Source organism: Noviherbaspirillum denitrificans (assembly GCF_002211445.1).
GTDB lineage: Bacteria > Pseudomonadota > Gammaproteobacteria > Burkholderiales > Burkholderiaceae_D > Noviherbaspirillum > Noviherbaspirillum denitrificans.
Map to the genome: position 1 here is coordinate 2,880,829 of NZ_LSTO01000001.1, position 20,100 is coordinate 2,900,928.

The following is a 20,100-nucleotide window of genomic DNA, read 5'->3' on the forward strand; positions in this document are numbered from 1 at the left end:
GGGATGTCAGCGAGAAGCTGGAAGAGATTATGTCTGGCCGCATCGATCTGCGTGGTTGCGGCCAGTTGTTGGGTTTTGTTTGACGGCGCAGCGACTGCCGTGGCGAGATTGCTGGCCGCACTGCTTCCCCTGGCCGCGGCCGGTATCCTGTTTTCTTCCGGCCGCAACGCGCACGCGTCCGCTATCAGGTTGCCGGCCACGGTGGAAATGATCGAGGTTCCCGCTGATCCGGACGAGCAGCAAGGGTTTCTTGTGAGCGAACAGGAAATGCATGCGTTGCATAACCGCGTTCAGAATCTGTTCTCTTTGCTCGAAAGGACCATTGCCGACATGGCGCGCGCGGGCGCGGTGGCCAAGGAATCTGGAGGAAGTGTCGACCGGGCAGTGATGGCGGTGCAGCAGGCTGTGGAATCGGTGACGACGATCGGCATTTACATTGATACCTCCTTGCAGACTTACCGCAAGCTTGTCGAGCAGGCGGCGACGATCGGCAATATCGTCGAAGGCATCCGCGAAATCTCCAGTCAGACAAATCTTCTTGCGCTCAATGCCGCGATCGAGGCTGCCCGGGCGGGTGACAGCGGACGTGGCTTTGCCGTTGTGGCTGCCGAGGTCAAGCGCCTGGCAAGCAGGGTCGACCAGTCCAGCAACGAGATCGGAAAAATTGCCGAGTCGCTCAGCCGTTCGTCCGGAGATGCCTTGCGCGATGCGGAGAAAGCCGCGGCCCAGGCCAGCGTCGGGCGCGTCGGAGCGGAGCAGGCGCACGAGGCGATGGAAGAGGTAATTGACGGCGCGCGCAAGCGCGTTACCATCGTTAGCGCAATCAATGACGCGCTGAATGATCAGAGCAAGCTCACAACGCGCTTGTCGCGGGAAATACAGATGCTGTTGCAACAGGGTGCCGCCGGGCGTAGCGATGGTCCCAGAGATCTAGCGAATTGCGTGGAGAAATGAACACGCCTGGGGCGAAAGAATTTTCCGAGGCACCCAAGGTCTTGGCGAGATTGAAAATCCCGCAACCCGATAGCGTGCGTCATTTGCAGAAAATCAAGTTACGATTCGGCAGACTAGAACAAGAAAGTCAAAGCCGCAGAATGGATTGCTTACGTAAATCCACGAGCTCATCCACAGTCTTTCCCGCAGAATCTGTGGGTACATGGCGACATGACGCTTGAATGTCCTGGTGCTGGATACTGCATCGAGGAAAGAGCGAACCAGAATGATGCAGGCCGTGCGCCAGAATAGGTCGGCATGATCTGCAATGGGGCGGTCGGCTTTCAGAACTCGGCGTCGAGTTCGTCGATCTGGTCCGGTTCCGCCAGTGCCGCTTCCACCCATTCCTTCATCTCCGACAGCGACATGATCTGCTCGCAATAGGCGGCACAAACCTTGTCCAGCGGTACCCCATAAGTGAGGAAGCGCGTCACTACTGGCGCATACATCGCGTCCGCCAGACCCGGTTCCGGACCGAACAGGTAAGGACCGCCATGGGCGTCCAGGCATTCGTGCCAGATGGTCTTGATGCGGTCGATGTCCGCCTGGGCACGTGCCCATATCTTGAAGTTCTCGAAACGGCCCTTGATGTTCATCGGTAGCGCCGAACGCAGTGCCGTGAATCCCGAGTGCATCTCGCCGCAGATGGCACGGCAATGCGCGCGGGATGCGCGGTCGGCAGGCAGCAGGCGGGCATTGGGTTTGACTTCGTTCAGATACTCGCCGATCGCCAGCGTGTCCCATACCTTGATGCCGTTATGCGTGAGGCAGGGTACCAGGATTGAGGGCGCCAGCAGCAGGATTTCCGCACGCACCGCGGGATCGTCGGAGGGCACCTCTTGCACATGGAAGGGGAGGCCGGCGAATTTCGCCATCAGCCATCCACGCAAGGACCAGGATGAATAATTCCGGCTGCTGATCGTAAGGCTGGCACGTGCCATCGGCGGGTCTCCATGTCGGTGCATTCGACTGCGGCAACGGTGCAATCATGCAAACCATGTGCCACGCCAGTGATGGCCTGCAACTTGCTTCGAGAAAGTATTCTCTACGCGAGAAGTCCGGGGATAGCATGCGGTATCAGGCTTATCAGGTTCATGCAGACACAATGGCTCTGCTGCACTTCCTGTCGCAGACGACGGGACGGGTACTCTCGCACATCCCGCATGGTTGGACAGGCAGGCAGCCGTTTGCACATTCGCTGGCAGCGGCGCAGGAAGTGTTCGCCGCCACCCGCATCACACATGCGCGGCCGGACTACGGCATCAACAGTGTGCGCCTCGACGGCAGCGGGCTCGAAGTCACGGTGCATGAGGAAGCTGTGCACGTCGAAGCTTTCGGTACGCTGCTGCATTTCAGGAAGGAAGGCATCACCGGCGAGCCGCGCGTGCTGCTGGTGGCGCCGATGTCAGGCCACTTCTCGACACTGTTGCGCGACACCGTGCGTACCATGCTCGCCGACCATGACGTGTATATCACCGACTGGCACAACGCGCGTGACGTGCCGTTGTCGGCAGGCCGGTTTGACATGGATGAATATGTGCACTACCTGATCCTCTACCTGCAGATCATGGGACCCGGCGCGCATGTCGTCGCAGTGTGCCAGCCATGCGTAGCGGCACTGGCGGCAGCTGCAGTCATGGCCGAAGACCAGGATCCGGCACAGCCGCGCAGCCTGACCTTGATGGCCGGGCCCATCGACACCCGCATCAATCCAACCCGGGTCAATGAACTCGCCACCAGCAAGCCCTTCCACTGGTTCGAGAAGAACCTGATCGGCATCGTGCCGAACCGCTATCGCGGCGGACTGCGCCGGGTCTATCCCGGTTTCGTGCAGCTGGCTGCCTTCATGAGCATGAACCTGGAGCGACACACGCAATCCTTCCGCGATTTGCATCATTGTCTGGTCGCAGGTGACACCGCCAGGGCAGACGCGATACGTGCGTTCTATAAGGAGTACTTCGCGGTACTGGACCTGACAGCCGAGTTTTATCTGGAGACAATACGCGATGTATTCCAGGAACATGCGCTGCCGAAAGGGCAACTGGAATGGCGCGGACGCCTCATCAGGCCGGCGGCCATTCGACATACCGCCTTGCTGACCGTCGAGGGCGAGCGCGACGACATCTGTGCAATCGGACAAACCATGGCCGCGCAGGAGTTATGCAGCCGAATTCCGTCCTATATGAAGCTGCATCACATGCAGACCGGCGTAGGGCATTACGGCGTATTCAGCGGCAGGCGGTGGGAACAGCAGATCTATCCGATCGTCAGGGACGTGATTCATTCGAGCAGCCAATGAAACCCGGTTCGGCCTGTTGATGATGATCCGGCTTTGTTCGGTGGTTCAGACAAATGGAACTTGCAATTTTTGACGCTGTAAGTGTTTGATTTTATTGTCCCCGCCATTTTGGACAATTCGTCAAAAGCCCTGTCACAGATGCCAATCGGATGTGACTCGCTAAAAATGCGCAATTGATACTTGAAATCAAGTTGCCATCGTAAAACAGCTCCCGAAACAAGCGGAGGGGGGAGATGACATTATGAGCATGAGGTCAGCAATCTTCCTCTGCCGAGGAAAGCGCAAGATCGAATCAACCTATCGCGTGCTGCCCTGAACAGACTCGCCGATATACCGCGTCGTGCGCGGCGCATCCTTTCCGATATGGAACGCCAGTCGTCGGTTGCGCAGACCGATGTCGGCTGCAGTGAACCGTTCCAGTCGTCGCTGGTGCTCAATCCAGTTTTCGTCGAGAAAATATTCGATATAGCGTCCGGCATGGGTCGTGTCGCGAAACAGGCCCCAGGACAAGGCACCTTGCCTCAGGCGGGCCAGTCGGGTTTCCTGCATGACTTCCCGAAACTCGCCGGACTTCGCCGGATCGATCAGGTACTCGACCGTCACCATCACTGGTCCTTCGTTCGCGTCAATTTCGATCACCGGTGGTGGTGCAATGAATGCTGGCGCCGCCGGCGTGAGGTCATCGTCGCCAATGCCCCCTACACCGTGACGTTTCGTGAGCAGAAGCACGATTGGTCCCGCGGCGGCGGCGGCAAGAATGCTTGTGGGCACGGAAGTCATGCTTGCCAGGTAACCCCAGAGGGCAGCTCCGGATGCACTGCCGCCCATGAGTGCCATCTGGTAAATCGACATGCCTCGCGCACGCACCCAGTTCGGCAGTGCAAGCTGAGCGGCCACGGTCAACGAGTTTGCGGTGCCGATCCAAGCCATGCCTGCGACAGCCATGGCGGGGACCGCAAGCCATAGGTTGGGAGATAGAACTGCGGCGACGGATGCCGCGGCGTGCACGCAAGTCCCCCCGTACACCATGGTGTTCCTGTCGACATGGCGTCGTAGCCGGGTGAGATTGAGTGCCATGAGCAAAGCCCCGAAACCCATTGCCGCAAGCAGAACGGTGAATGTTCCAGGCCCGCCATTTTCAATTCGCCGCGCGATCACCGGCAATAGCGCGGTCAGCGACGTGGCCTGGAAAAAGAACAGGAAAATGCGCATGAGCACGACACGCAGGCGGGGCGACTGCACGACGTGTTGCAATCCCACGCGCATCGCTGCAAAGAAGCGTTCCCCGGGCAGGGCGCTGATCTTCGGTTCCGTTCGCCAGCGCATGATCAGTGCGAACGCGACGATGGACATCACGGCATTCACCAGGAACACGTAGGCGATCCCCGCGCTGGCAATGAGTGCGCCGGCAATGATTGGTCCGATCACACGCGACATGTTCATTGCAATGCCATTCAGGGCCAGGGCGGGAGGCAGCTCCTGCCGAGGAACCAGGTCAGGGACGATGGCGGCGAACACCGGCCAGCGCATTGCCATGCCGATTCCGTTGGCGAAGGTCAGCCCCAGCAACACCGGAGCAGTGAGTGCGTCGAGAAAAGACAATGCGGCGAGCAGGACGGCAATGCAGCCAACCCAGATCTGGGTGGATGCGAAATACCGGCGCCGATCGACGATGTCGGCCATTGCTCCGCTGGGCAGGCCGAGCATGAATACGGGAAGCGTCGACGCGGCCTGCACCATGGCGACCATGAAGGCACTCTCGGTCAGCGAGGTCATCAGCCACGCAGAGGCGACGTCATTCATCCACATCGTCACATTGGCGGCGAGCCAGGCCAGCCATAACATGCGGAACACGGGACGATGCAATGGAGCGAGGGCTGATGGGTCCGTGACTGGATCGTTCGACAAACTTATATCTCCTTCAATCGGACTCGCGGCACCCGCTGTGCCTCGTTGGCTTCGGAGCGGGAATATCATCGGGAAAAAAGCATTGAAACAAATTCGCGGACACGCTCATGGTGTCTGCGTCCGCAGCAAGCCGTCGATTATGGATCGCGCAAGTTCGATCAAGGGTGCACCCAATTGCCCGGCAACTTCAGATATGGGGGCCTGTGTTGCGAGACTGAAGTTCAGGACAAGGACCGGGCGGGCAGGGACCTGGATGGGGGCGGCGAGCGCCACGACTTCCGGCTGCCAGGACGCAGCACAGTATCCCACGGACATGACACTTTCGCTTGCCTCGAGGATCTCGCGTTCAACGACTTTCCAGTCCCCCGGCCTGCGTGCACGGAAGATGCGAAACAGCTCCTCCCTGCGCGATTTCGGTGCGACCGCAAGATATGCGCGCCCCAGTGATGTCAGTTCCATGGGGATGCGCTGCCCGGCAACGATATTGCGGAGCGAGACCTTGCGGTTGTATCGAACCGATTCCAGGTAGACCATTTCGTCCCGATCGGGAGCGGCGAGGCCAACGTTGATGCGGCGTTTCTCGGCCACCGTGCGCATCATCGGCGCGGCGACCTGCAGCACAGACGAGCCGCTCAGCATGGCATGCGCAAGGCTCAAGACCGGAGCGGCGAGCCGATAGGCGCGCGCGTGTGGATCATGTTCGAGGAACCCGCATCGCACAAGTGTCTGGGTAAGCCGGCTCACCGTTGCTGCCGACAGGCCGGTCCGCTCGGCCAGCTCACCGTTGCCAAGCAATTCGGAGCCGGGGCGGAAGGCTCGCAATATTTCCATGCCCCGTTCAAGGGATCGATTGGATGGCGAGCTGCCAACGCGTTGAATATTCTCTTCTTCGCAATGCATGCTGCGCATGGCATCTCCGCTGCAGGTGAATATGGATTATTGCATCGTCAGACGCGGTGGTTGTCGAGATCCATAACGCCTATCGATGGCACTGAATAGCGAAATCGTCCGCTCCCCAGCAATGGTACTTCACCCCCATCGGTAGCGCGCCATGACGCGATTCCACCTGGTGAAAATCACCTGTCGCATCCGGAATTCCCCGGGACTATCCTCATCGCACCGCGAAGGCGGCAAACACGATTTACACGGGAGACGTCGTATACGGCATGTCGTTTGTTCGCCCAAGGACCTCTGGCCCGGGGCCATTTTTGACTAGGGAGAGTAATGCAATGAAATTGAGAGCAATCGCACTGGCGGCCGGTACGCTGCTTGCCGGTGCCGCCACCGCGCAATCGAATGTGGTCATCTATGGCATCGCCGACGCCGGCATTGCGCGGTCAGATACCAGCACTACCCCCGCCGTGTGGCGACTGCAGAGCGGTCAGCAGTCCGGCAGCCGCATCGGCTTCCGCGGCACCGAAGACCTCGGCGGAGGCCTTTCCGCGATCTTCGTACTGGAGAATGGTTTCAGCATCGATGACGGAAGTTTCGCCCAAAGTGGCGCGACTGCGACGACACCCGCCGGCACACGTCTGTTCGGCCGCCAGGCCTATGTCGGTCTCAAGAGCGGGAATGGCACACTCAGGGTTGGTCGACTGGAAACGCCAATGCACGCCGCTTTTCTTGTCGTGGACCCCTTCGCCACCAACCTCGCCGGCAATATCGAGAATGTGTTCAATCCCTACGCAATCCGTATGGACAACACCATCAACCTGTCGCACTCGATCGGCGCGTTCAGCGGCGAACTTGCCTATGGTTTCGGCGAACAAGCCGGCAGCATTTCGGCCAACCGCCAAATAGGAGCGAACTTTGTTTATAGTGCCGGCCCTCTCGCGGCAATGGCGACATACCACCAGGCAAAACCGTCCGCAGGTGCGACTGGCGCGGGCTCGGCGGCGGATGATAGCCGGACCTTGCTCCTGGGCGCGGTGTACGATTTCAAGGTGGCGAAGCTGCATCTCGCCTTCGCCGAGAACCGTTCGGACGACGCGCTGGGCGCCGCTGACGGCAAGAGCCGCGACATGATGATTGGAACCACGGTCAAGGTCGGCGCGTCCGGCACCGTGCTCGCTTCCTGGATTCGCAAGGACGACCGGTTCGGCGCGGGAACCGGCGACCGCGACCAGCTTGCCATCGGCTATAGCCACAGCCTGTCGGCACGCACCAACCTGTACACCTCCTTCGCCAGGACCGACCGCAAGCCTGCCACACAGGCTGACTCGACCTTGTTCAACGCTGGCATCCGCCACCGCTTCTGATATCCCTCGGGGTAGCCGGGCGGACCTGTCCGCCCGGTGCCTTTCTCCTGCCTCTCCATTTCCGGCAGCGCGGTAATTCCGCGGTCACTTCCCCAAAAGCAGGGAAGGCCGCCCGTGCACCTGCCCCGAACGCAATCGGGGGATGAAAAACAGGCTGGCGCGGCGGGCATGATGCCCAGTCCCGATCGGCCACATCAATTCCACTGGATGGAATTGGGGCGATGCGTACGGAGGCCGCAAGAACTAAGCTGTTTCTCATGGAACGACAGGTAACGGCCTATTCCTGTCACTTGCACGTCCGCCTGAAAACCACACTTCACTTGGAGACACCATATGCAAACGCTTCTGGCTTCATCACTCCGCAAGCTCGGCACGCTCGCCGCCCTTGCGGTCTCCTCCGTCCTGACGCTTGTCCCGGCACACGCTGCGTATCCTGAGAAACTCGTTCGCATCATCGTTCCGTTCGCGCCCGGCGGTGGCACCGACATCATTGCCCGCAGCCTGGCCGATGGCATGGCGCGGGAACTTGGCCAACCGGTGATCGTTGAGAACAAGCCGGGTGGCGGAACCATCATCGGTTCCGACGCTGTAGCCAAGAGCCCGCCCGACGGATACACGCTGCTGATGGCCACGTTCGCGCACGCGGTCAATCCCAGTCTGCAACCCAAGCTCCCCTACGCCACCAACAAGGCATTCGCGCCGGTGAGCCTGGTGGGCATATCGCCGAACGTCCTTGTTGTGCGTCCGGACAGCCCTTACAAAGGTGTTGCTGATGTGATCGCAGCGGCCAAGTCGAATCCCGGAAAGCTTACCTACGCATCGCAAGGCAATGGCACGTCGGCGCACCTCGCCGGCGAATTGTTCAGCAATCTGGCCAAGGTGGACCTGGTACATGTGCCGTATCGCGGTGCGGGCCCTGCGATCACCGATCTGCTGGGTGGACACGTCGACATGATCTTTGGCACGGCGGCCGCAGTCGGACCCTTCATCCACAGCGGAAAACTGCGCCCGCTCGCCGTCACGACCGGAAAGCGCGCAGCCACGCTGCCCAATGTGCCTACCGTCGCCGAGAGCGGTCTTCCGGGCTATGCCGCCGAGAGCTGGTACGGCGTGTATGTGCCGGCAGGAACCCCGGCGGACATCGTTGTCAAGCTGAATGCCGCCGTCAAGAAAGCCGCCTCGGGACCGGAATTCCAGAAGCGCGCGGTTGACGAGGGACTCGCAGTGAGTGCGACTTCGCCGACAGAGCTGGACACCTACGTCCGTGCCGAGGAAGCGCGCTGGAGAAAGATTGTCAAGGAAAACCAGATCAAACCTGATTAAACCAATTCACAAGCAAGGCTAGACACCTATGAGCACCGACCTGATCGAAGTGCGAATCCATGAAGGGATCGCCACTCTCCACCTGAACCGTCCCGAGAAGCGCAATGCCATGAGCGACGACATGCGCACCCAATTCATTGCCGCGCTGGAGCGCATCGCTTCTGACCGGGAAATCCGCGCGCTCGTCCTGACCGGCAATGGAAAAGGCTTCTGCGCCGGCGGCGACGTGGCCGGCATGGAGCGCCGCATGCAGGCGCCGGCGGGAGAAGTGGGCTTCAACGGCTGGGCGCGCCAGCAGCGCGTCCATTACACGCAGTCCCTGCTGCACACGATGCCCAAGCCGACGATCGCCGCGGTCAACGGCGCCGCATCCGGACTTGGCGCTGACACCGCGCTGGCGTGCGACTTCATCATCGCCAGCAGCGAAGCAAGCTTTACCTGGTCCTACATCAACCGTGGCCTGATTCCGGACGGGGGCGGGATGTACTTCCTGCCGCGCCGCGTCGGCCTGGCGAAGGCGAAGGAACTGATTTTCAGCGGCCGCAAGGTGGAGGCCGAAGAGGCATTGCGCCTGGGGATCGCCGACCGCCTCAGCCAGGCGGAGACGCTACTCTCGGACGCACAGGCCTGGGCGTCCGAGCTGAGCAAGGGATCGAGGACGGCGCTGGCGCTGGGCAAGGCCATCCTCAACCAGAGCTTTGAGCTGCCTGCCGAGCAAGTCTTCGCGCAAGGCAGCCAGGCGCAGGGCATCTGCTACACGAGCACGGAGCACCGGGAGGCCGTCATGGCTTTCCTCGAAAAGAGTGCTGCGCGTGCCAGCAAGGGGTAATCGACATGACTGCCATTTCTCGCCTGATCAAGCCCCGAAGCGTTGCTGTCATCGGTGCTTCCGCCGACCTGAGCAAGACCGCGGGACGTCCTGTGTCCTACCTGCTCAAGCACGGATTTGCCGGCGACATCTATCCTGTCAATCCGCGCGCGGAAAACATTGCCGGCTTGCGCTGCTATCCGGACATTGGCTCGCTGCCTGGCGTTCCCGACGTGGGGATCGTTCTGCTGGGCGCCGAACGGGCCCACCTGGCCGTGCGTGAGCTTGCCGCACGCGGCACGGCAGCGGCCATCGTCCTCGCCAGCGGTTATACCGAAACCGGCGACGAGGGCGCGCGGCGCCAGCAGGAACTGATCGAGGCCGCAGGGTCGATGCGGCTGCTCGGCCCGAACACCATTGGACTGGTCAACCTGACCGACAACATCGTCCTGTCTGCGAGTGGCGCACTCGAGATGGATGACCTCCCGGTCGGTTCCATCGGCGTCGTCTCCCAGAGCGGCGGCATCCTTGGCGCCTTGCTGTCGCGGGCGGCGGCACGCGGCATCGGGCTGTCCAAGCTGATTTCGACCAGCAACGAGGTCGATCTGGATCTGGCCGACTTCATCAGCGAACTCGCCGATGATGAAGCGACCAAGGTGATCGCGCTGTACATCGAAAGCGTGCGCAATCCGGCGACATTCCGCGCAGCCGCACTGAAAGCGGCAGCGGCCGATAAACCTGTTGTTGCCTTCAAGATCGGGCGCTCCGAAGCCGGTGCTCGCGCCGCCGTCTCGCACACCGGCGCCATGGCCGGCGCGGACAGCATGTACGACGCGTTGTTCAAGCAGGTTGGCATCGTGCGTGCGCAAACCTTCAGCGACCTGCTCGACATTCCGGCGGCGCTGGCATCGGGCCGTGTCCTGCGCGGCAATCGCGTCGCCATCCTCACCTCGACCGGGGGCGCCGGCACGCTGGTGTCGGACAGTCTTGGTGTCTCCGGCTTCGAAACGCCTGCACCGGATGCGGCCACTGCGCAGAGTCTGCGCGATCTGCAGACGGGCAGCCATGCCGCGCTCGACCGCAACCCCATCGACGTCACGCTGGCGGGCCTTCAACCGGACCTGCTGCGCGGCGCAATCAAGGCAATCCTCGCCAGCCCGAGTTACGACGCGCTGACAATCATCGTCGGTTCTTCCAGCCTTGCGATGCCTGATCTGATGGCTGGGGCAATCCAGGATTGCATGCCGCTGAGCGACAAGCCGATTCTCGCCTATGTCAGCCCGCACGCACCGGAAGTTGCGGCCCTGCTAACGCGCCGTGGTGTGCCGGCATTCACGGCGCCGGAAAGCTGTACGGCCGCCCTGGACGGAATGCTCAAATCGGCCCACTGGAAACCGGCATCGGCAGGGAAGACGGATTCACCAACTGATGTACAAACTGCCGATTTCCTCGCGGGTTCGCTCGACGAGGCGCAGGCGAAAAAATTGTTCGCGCGCTTTGACGTACCGGGCGTGCGCGAGAAGGTCGTCACGACGCCGGAGCAGGCCGAGCAAGCCGCGCGAGAGCTGGGCGGCCGCGTCGTGTTGAAAATCCTTTCCTCGGAAATCACACACAAGAGCGATGTCGGTGGCGTTGCCGTCAATCTTACGGCGGAGCAGGTCGGAGAGCGCCTCGTCACGATGACCAGGGAGGTGCACGATAAGGCCGGCACGACGCCGGAGCGTTTCCTCGTGCAGGAGATGGTGTCAGGCGGCACCGAACTGATCCTCGGCATGCATCGCGACGCGCTGGGAACGGCAATCATGCTTGGCATGGGTGGTGTGACGGCGGAGCTGTTCAAGGATACGACACTGCGCCTGATCGGTGAAAACGGACTCAGCCGCGCAGAAGCGCTGGACATGGCGCGCGAACTCAAGACCTGGCCCTTGCTTGATGGCTTTCGCGGTCGGCCCAAGGCCGATGTCGAGGCGCTGGTGTCGGCAATCGTGGCATTTTCGCGGATGGCGGCGAAGATGGGGGAGCGCCTCGTCGAAGCCGAAATCAATCCGGTCTTCGTCCTGCCTGAAGGTCAGGGCGTACGGGCGGCCGATGGCGTTGTAGTGCTCAAGGGCTGAGGAGCCGGGCGTGGAGGCTGCAATGGAAAGCCGGTGTGAACCTGGCCAGATGGGACAGACGCCGGCAGAACTCATCGGTACGCTGGAGGCCAAGGCGCGCAAGCACTTCGTGAACACCGGCGGATGCCGGATGGCCTGGCGCTGCTTCGGTGCAGGCAAACCGCTGGTACTTGTGCACGGCGGCCATGGCAGCTGGCTGCATTGGGTGCGCAACATCGACACGCTGGCACAAGGTTTCGAGGTGTGGGTACCGGACCTGCCCGGCTACGGCGATTCGGATGTGCCGTCTGCGCCGGAACTGTCATCGATTGTCGATGCGACGGCCCCGGCCATCAACGAATTGCTTGGCGCGGAAACCATAGTCCGCATGGCGGCGTTTTCGTTCGGCGGGCTGGTAGCGGCGAATGTCTCGGCCGTGCGCGGCGGTGTCGACAGGCTCGTCCTCCTCGGGGCTGCCGGACACGGCAGCGCCAGGCGGCCGCGCGGTGAACTATTGGCGTGGCGGGCGGCGCAGGCGGCAAATGATGACCAGGCTGTCCATTCCGCGATGCGGCACAACCTGGCCATGCACATGCTGCACGATCCGACGCGCATCGACAACCTCGCCGTGGAAGTCCATACGTCAGCATGCATGCGAACCCGATTCCGCAGCAAGGAAATATCTCGCGGAGCCGTGCTTGCGGCGGCACTCAACCTGCAAACGGCTGACGTGCTTGCCGCATGGGGCGAGCACGATGTAACGGCCGATCCGCAGCGTGTGATCGGTGCACTGTTCGAGGGGCGCGACGGCCGTGCAGGGTGCGTGATCCAGGGGGCAGGGCATTGGGTCCAGTACGAACGCGCCGATGAAACCAACCGGCTGATGATGGAATGGCTGGAAAAAGGAGAAACGAAATGACCGCTTGTGTTCGTGTCGAGCGCGACGGAAATATTGCTGTTGTCGTGATCGACAACCCGCCAATCAATGCCGGATCGGTTGAGGTCAGGCGTGGCCTGGTGGCCGCCATTGACGAGGTGAACGCCCAACCCGAGGTATTCGGCATCGTCATCATGGGTGCCGGGAATACATTCATTGCCGGATCGGATCTGCACGAATTCGGACAACCGATTGCCGAACCTTCACTGCCTGCGGTGATTTCGGCCATTGAGACTTGTGAAAAGCCGGTCGTAGCTGCGTTGCACGGTGCTGCCCTGGGCGGAGGATTTGAGCTTGCGCTGGGCTGTGATGCGCGCGTCGCCCTCTCGGGAACGGTTTTAGGATTGCCCGAGGTGACGCTCGGCATCATTCCCGGCGCGGGCGGCACCCAACGGCTGCCGCGCCTGACCGGCATCCCTGAAGCCATCTCGCTCGTTTGCAGCGGCGAGCGGGTGCGTGCCGACGCAGCACGGATGCTCGGAATGGTCGACATCGTCGTGACGGACGATCTGCGTGGCGCTGCTGTCGCCTGCGCAAGGAAAATGGAAGGCAGGAAGGCGCGCATCCGCGATCGCGCCGTTCCTGCCTGCGACGACGGCGCGATCGAGAAGGCATCTGCAGCCGCCCTCCGCGCCGGGAAGAACAGGCCGGCTGTCCGTGCGGCGATCGATGCAATCGTATCTTCAGCCACACATTCCTTCGATGATGCCCTGGCGAGCGAACGTGCCGCGTTTCAGGCACTACGCGTGTCGCGCGAGGCGCGCGCACTGCGGCACCAGTTCTTCGCCGAGCGCGACGCGGCAAAGCATCCCGCAGCCGAAACAGCCACGGCACGCCCGCTGCAACGGGTGGCTGTCATCGGCGCCGGTACGATGGGTGCCGGCATTGCAATTGCAGCGCTAGAAGCGGGTTTCGACGTTGTACTGCTGGAGCAGGATGAAGCGGCGCTCGTCAGGGGCGTGGATCGCATCCGCAGCCATTACCAGGGGCGTGTGGATGCGGGCAAGATGGATACCTCGGTCGCGCGCGAGCGGGAAGGGCGGCTGAAGGCAAGCGTCGACTGGACGCTGGTTGCCGGCGCCGATCTTGTCATCGAGGCGGTCTTTGAGGACCTGAAGGTCAAGCAGGAGGTTTTTCGGCGCCTGGACAGCATCGCGCGGCCCGGTGCCATCCTGGCGTCAAATACGTCTTATACGGATCTGGATGCGATCGCCGCTTCGACATCGCGTCCGCAGGATGTCATCGGCCTCCACTTCTTCAGTCCGGCCCATGTGATGCGCTTGCTCGAGATCGTACGCGGGGCCGCCACCTCACAGGATGTCCTGGCCACCGGCCTGCAGCTGGCAAAACGCCTGCGCAAGCAGCCGGTGGTGTCGGCCAACGCCTTCGGCTTTATCGGCAACCGTATCTATGCAGCTTACCGCCGGCAGTGCGAGTTCATGCTGGAGGAGGGCGCCAGTCCGCAGCAGATCGACGCGGCGCTGGAAGCCTTCGGTTTTGCCATGGGCCCGTTCGCCGTTGCGGACCTGTCCGGTCTCGATATCGCCTGGCGCATGCGCCAGAGCCTTGCCTCCACGCGTGAGCCGCAAGCACGGTATGTGCACATTCCCGATAGATTGTGTGAAGCCGGCCGTCTAGGACGCAAGACCGGGGCTGGCTATTACCTGTATGACCAGACGGGAGGTGCGCGACGCCCCGACCCCGAGGTGGACAGGGTGATTGATGCGGCGCGTCTGGAGAAAGGTATTGCTGCCCGTGTGATGAATGACGAAGAGATCGTCCGGCGTTCCTTGCTGGCCATGGCCAATGAGGCGGCGCTGCTGCTGGCGGAGGGCATCGCGCGCCAGGCAAGCGATATCGATGTGGTGCTGGTCAATGGCTACGGTTTCCCGAAGTGGGAGGGTGGTCCGATGTTCTGGGCGCGCGAACGCGGCGTGGAAGCGCTGGAAGAAGATCTTGACTGGCTTGCCGGACTGAGCGGACCAGGCTTTGTCCGCGGCGACATACGGCAGCTTTTCAGTGCCGAACAGCGGACATGAGCCACCTGCCCGGCGCTGACTCCAACGAACATTCACGCAAGGAACAACGATGACCCAATACGCCTATATTTGCGACGCGATCCGCACCCCATTCGGCCGTTACGGCGGCGCACTCTCGAGCATACGGACAGACGACCTGGGTGCGCTCCCGCTGCGCGCGCTCATGGCCCGTCACCCGCGGTTGGATTGGGAGGTACTGACCGATGTCATCTTCGGTTGCGCCAACCAGGCAGGCGAGGATAACCGCAATGTCGCACGCATGTCTTCCCTGCTGGCCGGGCTTCCGCCGAGTCTGGGAGGATCGACGGTAAACCGCCTGTGCGGTTCCGGCCTGGATGCGGTCGGCACGGCGGCACGCGCGATCCGCAGCGGAGAGGCCGGGCTGATGATTGCGGGCGGCGTCGAAAGCATGAGCCGGGCGCCGTTCGTGATGCCGAAGGCAGAGAGCGCCTTCTCGCGCAGTGGCGAGATCCACGATACGACCATCGGCTGGCGATTCGTCAACAAGGTGATGAAAGAGCAATACGGTGTCGACTCGATGCCCGAAACCGCCGAGAACGTCGCGCGCGAGTTCGGGATCGAGCGCGAAGCGCAGGACAGGATGGCCCTGGCATCCCAGCGCAAGGCTGCCGCCGCGCAGCAGGCCGGCGTCTTCGATAGCGAGATCACGCCTGTCTTGATCCGACAGAAGAAAGGCAGTCCTGTCCTCGTTTCGCGGGATGAGCCGCCGCGCGAGACCTCGATGGAAGCGCTTGCCCGGCTCAAGGGCGTCGTCCATCCTGATGGCACCGTAACGGCTGGCAATGCCTCGCCGGTGAACGACGGCGCCTGCGCGTTGCTGCTGGCCGATGAGTCAAGCGCGGCAAGATACGGCCTGGAGCCACGCGCGCGCGTCCTTGGCATGGCAACGGCCGGCGTCGCCCCACGCATTATGGGAATGGGGCCCGCGCCGGCAACGCGCAAGGCCCTGGCGCTGACCGGGCTGTCTCTGGATCAGATGGATGTCATCGAGCTGAACGAGGCATTCGCGGCGCAAGGACTTGCCGTATTGCGCGACCTCGGTCTTGCCGACGACGACGCGCGGGTCAACCCGAACGGCGGCGCAATCGCCCTCGGACATCCACTCGGTGCCAGCGGCGCCCGTCTGGTGACCACCGCGGTCAACCAGTTGCACCGCAGCGGCGGGCGCTACGCCTTGTGCACGATGTGCGTGGGTGTGGGTCAGGGCGTGGCGCTCATCATCGAGCGCGTCTGACTTGGCATAGGGACAGGGAAATCATGAAAGCTGCCGAGAAACTTGCCGAGTTTGGCGCGCAATTCCAGTCTGCTGAACTGAGCGACGAGGTTCTGCATCACGCAAAGCGCGCCGTCGTCGACTGGTACGGAGCGCTCTTTTCGGGCGCGGTCACATCGCCGGTGGTGTTACTGCAGAAAGCGCTGGAAGAAGAACTGGGCAGGGGCGATGCGCATCTGCCGCTTGGCGGACATGCACCGTCCAGGCTGGCAGCGCTGATCAACGGCGCGGCGGCGCACGCGGCCGAGGTTGACGACAGTTTTCGTGACGCGATGTACCACCCGGGAGCGCCTACCATCGCCGGCGCATTGGCTGCAGCCCAGGGAAGCCACGCCAGCGGAGCAGCGTTCTTGCGTGCCGTCGTCATCGGCTACGAAGTGTCAACGCGGATCGGCGTGGTGTTGGGACGCTCGCACTACCGGTTCTGGCATAGCACCGGCACCGTCGGAACGTTTGGCGCAGCCGCTGCAGCCAGCGCAATTTACGGGCTCGACAAGGCCGCATTCGCCCATGCGCTGGCAACAGCAGCCACGTTTGCCGCAGGTTTGCAGCAGGCTTTCCGCATGGATTCGATGTCGAAACCCTTACATGCGGGACGCGCTGCCGAGGCGGGGCTGCTCGCCGCGAAGCTGGCCAGGCAAGGTGTCACCGGGGCACTGGATGTGCTGGATGGGGAAGCAGGGCTTGGAAAGGCCATGAGCAATGAAGCGGACTGGGCAAATGTCGCTGATACGTTGGGGCGCGATTTCCATATTACCCGTCTGACGTTCAAGAATCATATCGGCTGTGGCCACACCTTTTCCGCGATTGACGCTGCCCTCGAACTGCGGCGCAAGTTCGAACTCGATTTCCGCAACATCGAAAGAATCCGTGTGTCCACCTATCGTCCGGCCATCGACATTGCTTGTTACGAGGCGCCGCAGACGGAGAATGAAGCGCGCTTCAGCTTGAAGTACGTCGTCGCCGCCGCGCTCGTTTTTGGCAGTGTTCGCCTTGCCGCCTATGAAGCAAAGCAACTTGCAAACAGTGATGTCAGAAAGCTCATCGACCTGATTGAAGTCGAGGTGGATCCGGACCTGGACAGCCGGTTTCCGCGCCAGCGCGCGGCACAAGTCGACATCCGCGTTTCGGATGGCCGAAAGCTCAGCCACTTGCAAGCCAACCGGAAAGGCGATCCCGAGGAGCCATTGAGCGATACCGAGCTCAATGAAAAAATGCTGGAGCTTGCATCACCCGTCCTGGGTAGCGAACGCGCCGGGAATCTGCTCGCGCGGCTTTGGTCGCTGCAAGACGTCCCGGACATTTCGTCCATGGACCACTAGGTTCCGCCTTGGCAGCGGCCTTGCCGCACGGTTCTTTAGTCGCCAAAGGATGCCGCCGGTGGTCGATATAAACATGACCTCGAGCCAGCGGTATGCCTCAACCAATGCGCCGATGAGAATTCAACGCGAGCGGAAAGCGGCTCAAAGCTTGCACTACGCCGCCTACGGCGACTCGCCGCAGCCAAGAAAACTTGTTTGACGAGAGCGTGCACTGCACCGCGTGTCATCTGGCGCTGCTATGTACCGGTCGGCAGGAGCAGTGGGATTTCCTCGGTAGATCGGTACTTCACTATGGCCTGGCGCCGACACTGCAGGTATTAACGCGCTAGCCACCAGTTAGCAAACGCTCTCAGATCCCGATGTTGCGAATGTGCAAGCACGAGATCGTCGCCTATATTTGGCGAACCGTTTGGCTCACGAAGAACCAACGCTGCGTGGATCTCAGCGGGAATTCCACGAAGGTATGGAAGGAAATCGTCGACGAAGGCGACTGGCTTGATATTGCGGAGCGCTTCGGCCTTGGGACTCACTGCAGCTGTGGAATTGGACGTAGCGAATACGCGGGCGATCGGAAAACCACAATCTCGCAAATTCTGTAGTCGTGCCGACTCAAACTGAGGCTCGATGGCACTTACACACACGAGTTCGTATCCCGCTTCGTTGAGTTCGTGGCAGGCCTCGACGGCGCCGGCAACGGCCGGAATCGTGGACCAGTAATGGTGATCGAAGCATGTACGAAATTGATCGAGCTCGTCGCCTGTGAGGCGGCGCACCTCCCAGCGATCGATCGGCCAGTAGGCAAGAGGGTCGCGTATGGCCGGCATTGCACCGAACGCCTTTGCCCAGGCGCCCGCATATGCTCGGTGGTAGTCCAGCAAGACGCCGTCGGCATCAAGAGCAATGATTGGTTTCATGAGGGAATCATTCTAGAGTGGACGCAGGTAACGTGAACTGGAGCACAGTGCCCTTTCCCTCGGTCGTCACAATCGACATTTCCCCTCCCATGGCAGTTATTCGTTCGCGGATTCCGATTAGGCCAAATGATCTCGGCTTGCGCCTGTCGATAGGGAAATGACCATGGCCGTCGTCGGAAACCTCGATGCGCAATTTGGATTCCCCATGCTGAATACGCACGACGCACGTCGTTGCCTCGGCGTGGCGGATAACGTTCGTCATCGCCTCCTGGATCGCGCGAAACAGGGAGATCGCGTCATCTTCCTTCAGTCCAAGAAAGGCGTTTTCGTCCTGGCATTCAAGGGTGAAGTGCACCTTTCCGAGTTTGTTCATGTGGCGAGTTAGCCAGTGCAGTGCGTCGAAGACACCCAGGTCGAGCACGCTGGGACGAAGGTGATTGATGATCTCACGTACCGACTTGATGGTTGCGTCGATATGCTTGAGGGCGAGATCCATTCTTGCTTCGCCATCCGGGAATTTCTCGCCGATGTCATGGGCTAACGCGCCGACATCCATGCGCAAGACCAGGAGGTTCTGACCCAGGTCGTCGTGTATTTCCCGTGCAATATGCTTGCGTTCGTCTTCCCGGACGCGCAGCTGATGGGTCGCGAGTTGGCGAAGCTCCGATTCTGAGTTGCGAAGTGCAGTTTCCGCGCGTTGACGCAGGGCGCCATCACGCTTGAGTGCTTCAACGGCTAATCTCAGGGCAGTCGCACGGTGCAGCATGTGATGGATAAATGCCACAAGCATGCCCGTCAGGATAAACCCGAACACATAAGTGAGCCGGGATACGGGGGCCGCATCCATCCACTCCTTCGGCGCCGACACCACAACAGTCCAAGGTACCCCGCCGACGTCAATGTGGTGCCTGATGTCGCGACTGCCGTCATGATCGTCGCCCGGGCGCGTTTCCTCGGCCGGGCGAGGGAAAATCCGGTTACCCTGATCGGGCCTGTCTCCAGAGTAAATCTGCACCAAGAATGTTTCGTCGCCCAGAAATCCGCCTTGCTCCATGATGCGGTGCGCGAGGTCCGATGCGTTGAACGCTGCGACAGTGAAGCCGCGAACGTCCGGTTCGGCATGGCCGTATCGCTGCGCATCCGGCGGAGGGCGTCGAACAACAGGTTTCAACAACATGAAGCCCAGGTGGCGGCCATTTTCCTTGACCAGGGGTATGAGTCGGGTTGACGCGATAGTGCCGGTCGCGCGCGAACGCAATGCCGCTTCTTCCATTTCCGGGATAGACGAGGCATCGATTCCAAGCACCTGCTCATTACCATGCTGCGGCGATATGTAATGGACGACGCGGTACCGGCTCTTTTCAATGGCGGGTACGCGCTTGCCATCGCGCGCATCGGTAATGATGAAATCGCCGAAGGTCCGTCTCATGGAGGTCTCGTAGGACTTTCTCGACGACCCGGAGAGGTAGCGCTGATAGGCAAACGATAGGACGTATGGATATTTGTCGAGGATTGGCTGCGTGAAGACCGAAAACTGTTCCCTGCTCACGTCAGCGAGGGTGGCAAAGAGTTGATTGACGGTATCGAGGGCGTGCATGGCGTTCTCGATGCCGTGTACAAAAGCGTCGACTCGCTCTCTAGCCTCTTGTTTGAGGATGATTTCACGTTCGCGTTGCTCGGCGTTTGAAATCCATTCGCCGAGCACGAGCGTCACACAGATGCCAGCGAACAGCGCGCCCAATGAGTACGCACGAATCAGCCTCAGCCGGTTTGGCTCCATTACAACGCCCCCATCTTGATCAATCCGCCTTTATCGCGATTATGCTGGGTTGCCTAAATGGAAATGGCAATGATCTAGCTCAATTTTTGACGGATGTAACGCCGCCCCTGGATGTTGAAAAATATCCAACAG

General features: G+C 61.3%; 15 protein-coding genes. 10 read left to right on the forward strand and 5 right to left on the reverse strand.

The features are described 5' to 3' along the window. On the forward strand, positions 1-954 hold a 954-nt coding region (locus AYR66_RS30415), incomplete at its 5' end, for a methyl-accepting chemotaxis protein (RefSeq protein ID WP_272938343.1). Between the two features lie 323 nt (positions 955-1,277). On the opposite strand, the gene AYR66_RS14025 is transcribed toward AYR66_RS30415, so the two are convergent. Then, positions 1,278-1,934, reverse strand: coding sequence for a glutathione S-transferase family protein (locus tag AYR66_RS14025; protein WP_088707990.1), 657 nt, complete (start codon positions 1,932-1,934; stop codon positions 1,278-1,280). A 128-nt stretch (positions 1,935-2,062) separates the two neighbouring features. Here AYR66_RS14025 and AYR66_RS14030 point away from each other — a divergent pair, with 128 nt between their 5' ends. After that, on the forward strand, positions 2,063-3,292 hold the full coding sequence (locus AYR66_RS14030) for a polyhydroxyalkanoate depolymerase (protein ID WP_088707991.1): 1,230 nt from the start codon (positions 2,063-2,065) through the stop codon (positions 3,290-3,292). A 297-nt stretch (positions 3,293-3,589) separates the two neighbouring features. Here the strand turns inward: AYR66_RS14030 and AYR66_RS14035 are convergent, their stop codons facing one another. Then, positions 3,590-5,200 (reverse strand): MFS transporter, encoded by a 1,611-nt coding sequence (locus AYR66_RS14035; protein WP_272938367.1) that lies wholly within the window; start codon positions 5,198-5,200, stop codon positions 3,590-3,592. Between the two features lie 105 nt (positions 5,201-5,305). Continuing rightward, positions 5,306-6,109 carry an IclR family transcriptional regulator gene (locus AYR66_RS14040; protein WP_234814905.1) on the reverse strand — a complete coding sequence of 268 codons (804 nt, stop codon included), beginning with the start codon at positions 6,107-6,109 and terminating at the stop codon, positions 5,306-5,308. A gap of 320 nt (positions 6,110-6,429) precedes the next feature. On the opposite strand from AYR66_RS14040, the gene AYR66_RS14045 reads away from it, so the two are divergent. The 8 genes from AYR66_RS14045 (at position 6,430) to AYR66_RS14080 (ending at position 17,274) form a co-directional block, all read left to right on the forward strand. Continuing rightward, the gene (locus tag AYR66_RS14045) at positions 6,430-7,458 is read left to right on the forward strand and encodes a porin (protein ID WP_170942141.1); all 1,029 of its coding nucleotides are present in this window, start codon (positions 6,430-6,432) and stop codon (positions 7,456-7,458) included. Between the two features lie 333 nt (positions 7,459-7,791). After that, on the forward strand, positions 7,792-8,781 hold the full coding sequence (locus tag AYR66_RS14050) for a tripartite tricarboxylate transporter substrate binding protein (protein WP_088707994.1): 990 nt from the start codon (positions 7,792-7,794) through the stop codon (positions 8,779-8,781). A 28-nt stretch (positions 8,782-8,809) separates the two neighbouring features. Beyond that, positions 8,810-9,610, forward strand: a complete 801-nt coding sequence (locus AYR66_RS14055) for an enoyl-CoA hydratase/isomerase family protein (protein ID WP_088707995.1) — start codon at positions 8,810-8,812, stop codon at positions 9,608-9,610. 5 nt (positions 9,611-9,615) lie between these two features. Further along, entirely contained in the window at positions 9,616-11,703 is a 2,088-nt protein-coding gene (locus AYR66_RS14060) for an acetate--CoA ligase family protein (protein ID WP_088707996.1), read from the forward strand. Positions 11,704-11,725: 22 nt separating this feature from the next. Then, positions 11,726-12,601, forward strand: a complete 876-nt coding sequence (locus AYR66_RS14065) for an alpha/beta fold hydrolase (protein ID WP_234814906.1) — start codon at positions 11,726-11,728, stop codon at positions 12,599-12,601. Next, complete coding sequence (locus AYR66_RS14070) at positions 12,598-14,658, forward strand: 3-hydroxyacyl-CoA dehydrogenase NAD-binding domain-containing protein (protein WP_088707997.1); 2,061 nt, start codon at positions 12,598-12,600, stop codon at positions 14,656-14,658. The genes AYR66_RS14065 and AYR66_RS14070 overlap by 4 nt, the downstream gene beginning before the upstream one ends. Before the next feature lie 49 nt (positions 14,659-14,707). After that, positions 14,708-15,913 carry a 3-oxoadipyl-CoA thiolase gene (gene pcaF, locus AYR66_RS14075; protein ID WP_088707998.1) on the forward strand — a complete coding sequence of 402 codons (1,206 nt, stop codon included), beginning with the start codon at positions 14,708-14,710 and terminating at the stop codon, positions 15,911-15,913. Between the two features lie 23 nt (positions 15,914-15,936). Continuing rightward, positions 15,937-17,274 (forward strand): MmgE/PrpD family protein, encoded by a 1,338-nt coding sequence (locus AYR66_RS14080; protein WP_088707999.1) that lies wholly within the window; start codon positions 15,937-15,939, stop codon positions 17,272-17,274. A gap of 317 nt (positions 17,275-17,591) precedes the next feature. Here AYR66_RS14080 and AYR66_RS14085 read toward each other — a convergent pair whose 3' ends face one another. Both AYR66_RS14085 and AYR66_RS14090 read right to left on the reverse strand, forming a co-directional pair. Then, positions 17,592-18,188: an HAD family hydrolase gene (locus AYR66_RS14085; protein WP_088708000.1), complete on the reverse strand. Its 597-nt coding sequence runs from the start codon at positions 18,186-18,188 to the stop codon at positions 17,592-17,594. Positions 18,189-18,195: 7 nt separating this feature from the next. Next, entirely contained in the window at positions 18,196-19,968 is a 1,773-nt protein-coding gene (locus AYR66_RS14090; protein WP_088708001.1) for a sensor histidine kinase, read from the reverse strand. Between the last annotated feature and the right edge of the window lie 132 nt (positions 19,969-20,100).

What these genes read in the sequence shown, in the direction of transcription:
- AYR66_RS14090 (WP_088708001.1), bottom strand. Translation starts at nt 19,968, where the DNA reads ATGGAGCCAAACCGGCTGAGGCTGATTCGTGCGTACTCATTGGGCGCG.
- AYR66_RS14065 (WP_234814906.1), top strand. Translation starts at nt 11,726, where the DNA reads ATGGAAAGCCGGTGTGAACCTGGCCAGATGGGACAGACGCCGGCAGAA.
- AYR66_RS14045 (WP_170942141.1), top strand. Translation starts at nt 6,430, where the DNA reads ATGAAATTGAGAGCAATCGCACTGGCGGCCGGTACGCTGCTTGCCGGT.
- AYR66_RS14025 (WP_088707990.1), bottom strand. Translation starts at nt 1,934, where the DNA reads ATGGCACGTGCCAGCCTTACGATCAGCAGCCGGAATTATTCATCCTGG.
- AYR66_RS14050 (WP_088707994.1), top strand. Translation starts at nt 7,792, where the DNA reads ATGCAAACGCTTCTGGCTTCATCACTCCGCAAGCTCGGCACGCTCGCC.
- AYR66_RS14085 (WP_088708000.1), bottom strand. Translation starts at nt 18,188, where the DNA reads ATGAAACCAATCATTGCTCTTGATGCCGACGGCGTCTTGCTGGACTAC.
- AYR66_RS14055 (WP_088707995.1), top strand. Translation starts at nt 8,810, where the DNA reads ATGAGCACCGACCTGATCGAAGTGCGAATCCATGAAGGGATCGCCACT.
- AYR66_RS14040 (WP_234814905.1), bottom strand. Translation starts at nt 6,109, where the DNA reads ATGCGCAGCATGCATTGCGAAGAAGAGAATATTCAACGCGTTGGCAGC.
- AYR66_RS14060 (WP_088707996.1), top strand. Translation starts at nt 9,616, where the DNA reads ATGACTGCCATTTCTCGCCTGATCAAGCCCCGAAGCGTTGCTGTCATC.
- AYR66_RS14030 (WP_088707991.1), top strand. Translation starts at nt 2,063, where the DNA reads ATGCGGTATCAGGCTTATCAGGTTCATGCAGACACAATGGCTCTGCTG.
- AYR66_RS14070 (WP_088707997.1), top strand. Translation starts at nt 12,598, where the DNA reads ATGACCGCTTGTGTTCGTGTCGAGCGCGACGGAAATATTGCTGTTGTC.
- AYR66_RS14080 (WP_088707999.1), top strand. Translation starts at nt 15,937, where the DNA reads ATGAAAGCTGCCGAGAAACTTGCCGAGTTTGGCGCGCAATTCCAGTCT.
- pcaF (WP_088707998.1), top strand. Translation starts at nt 14,708, where the DNA reads ATGACCCAATACGCCTATATTTGCGACGCGATCCGCACCCCATTCGGC.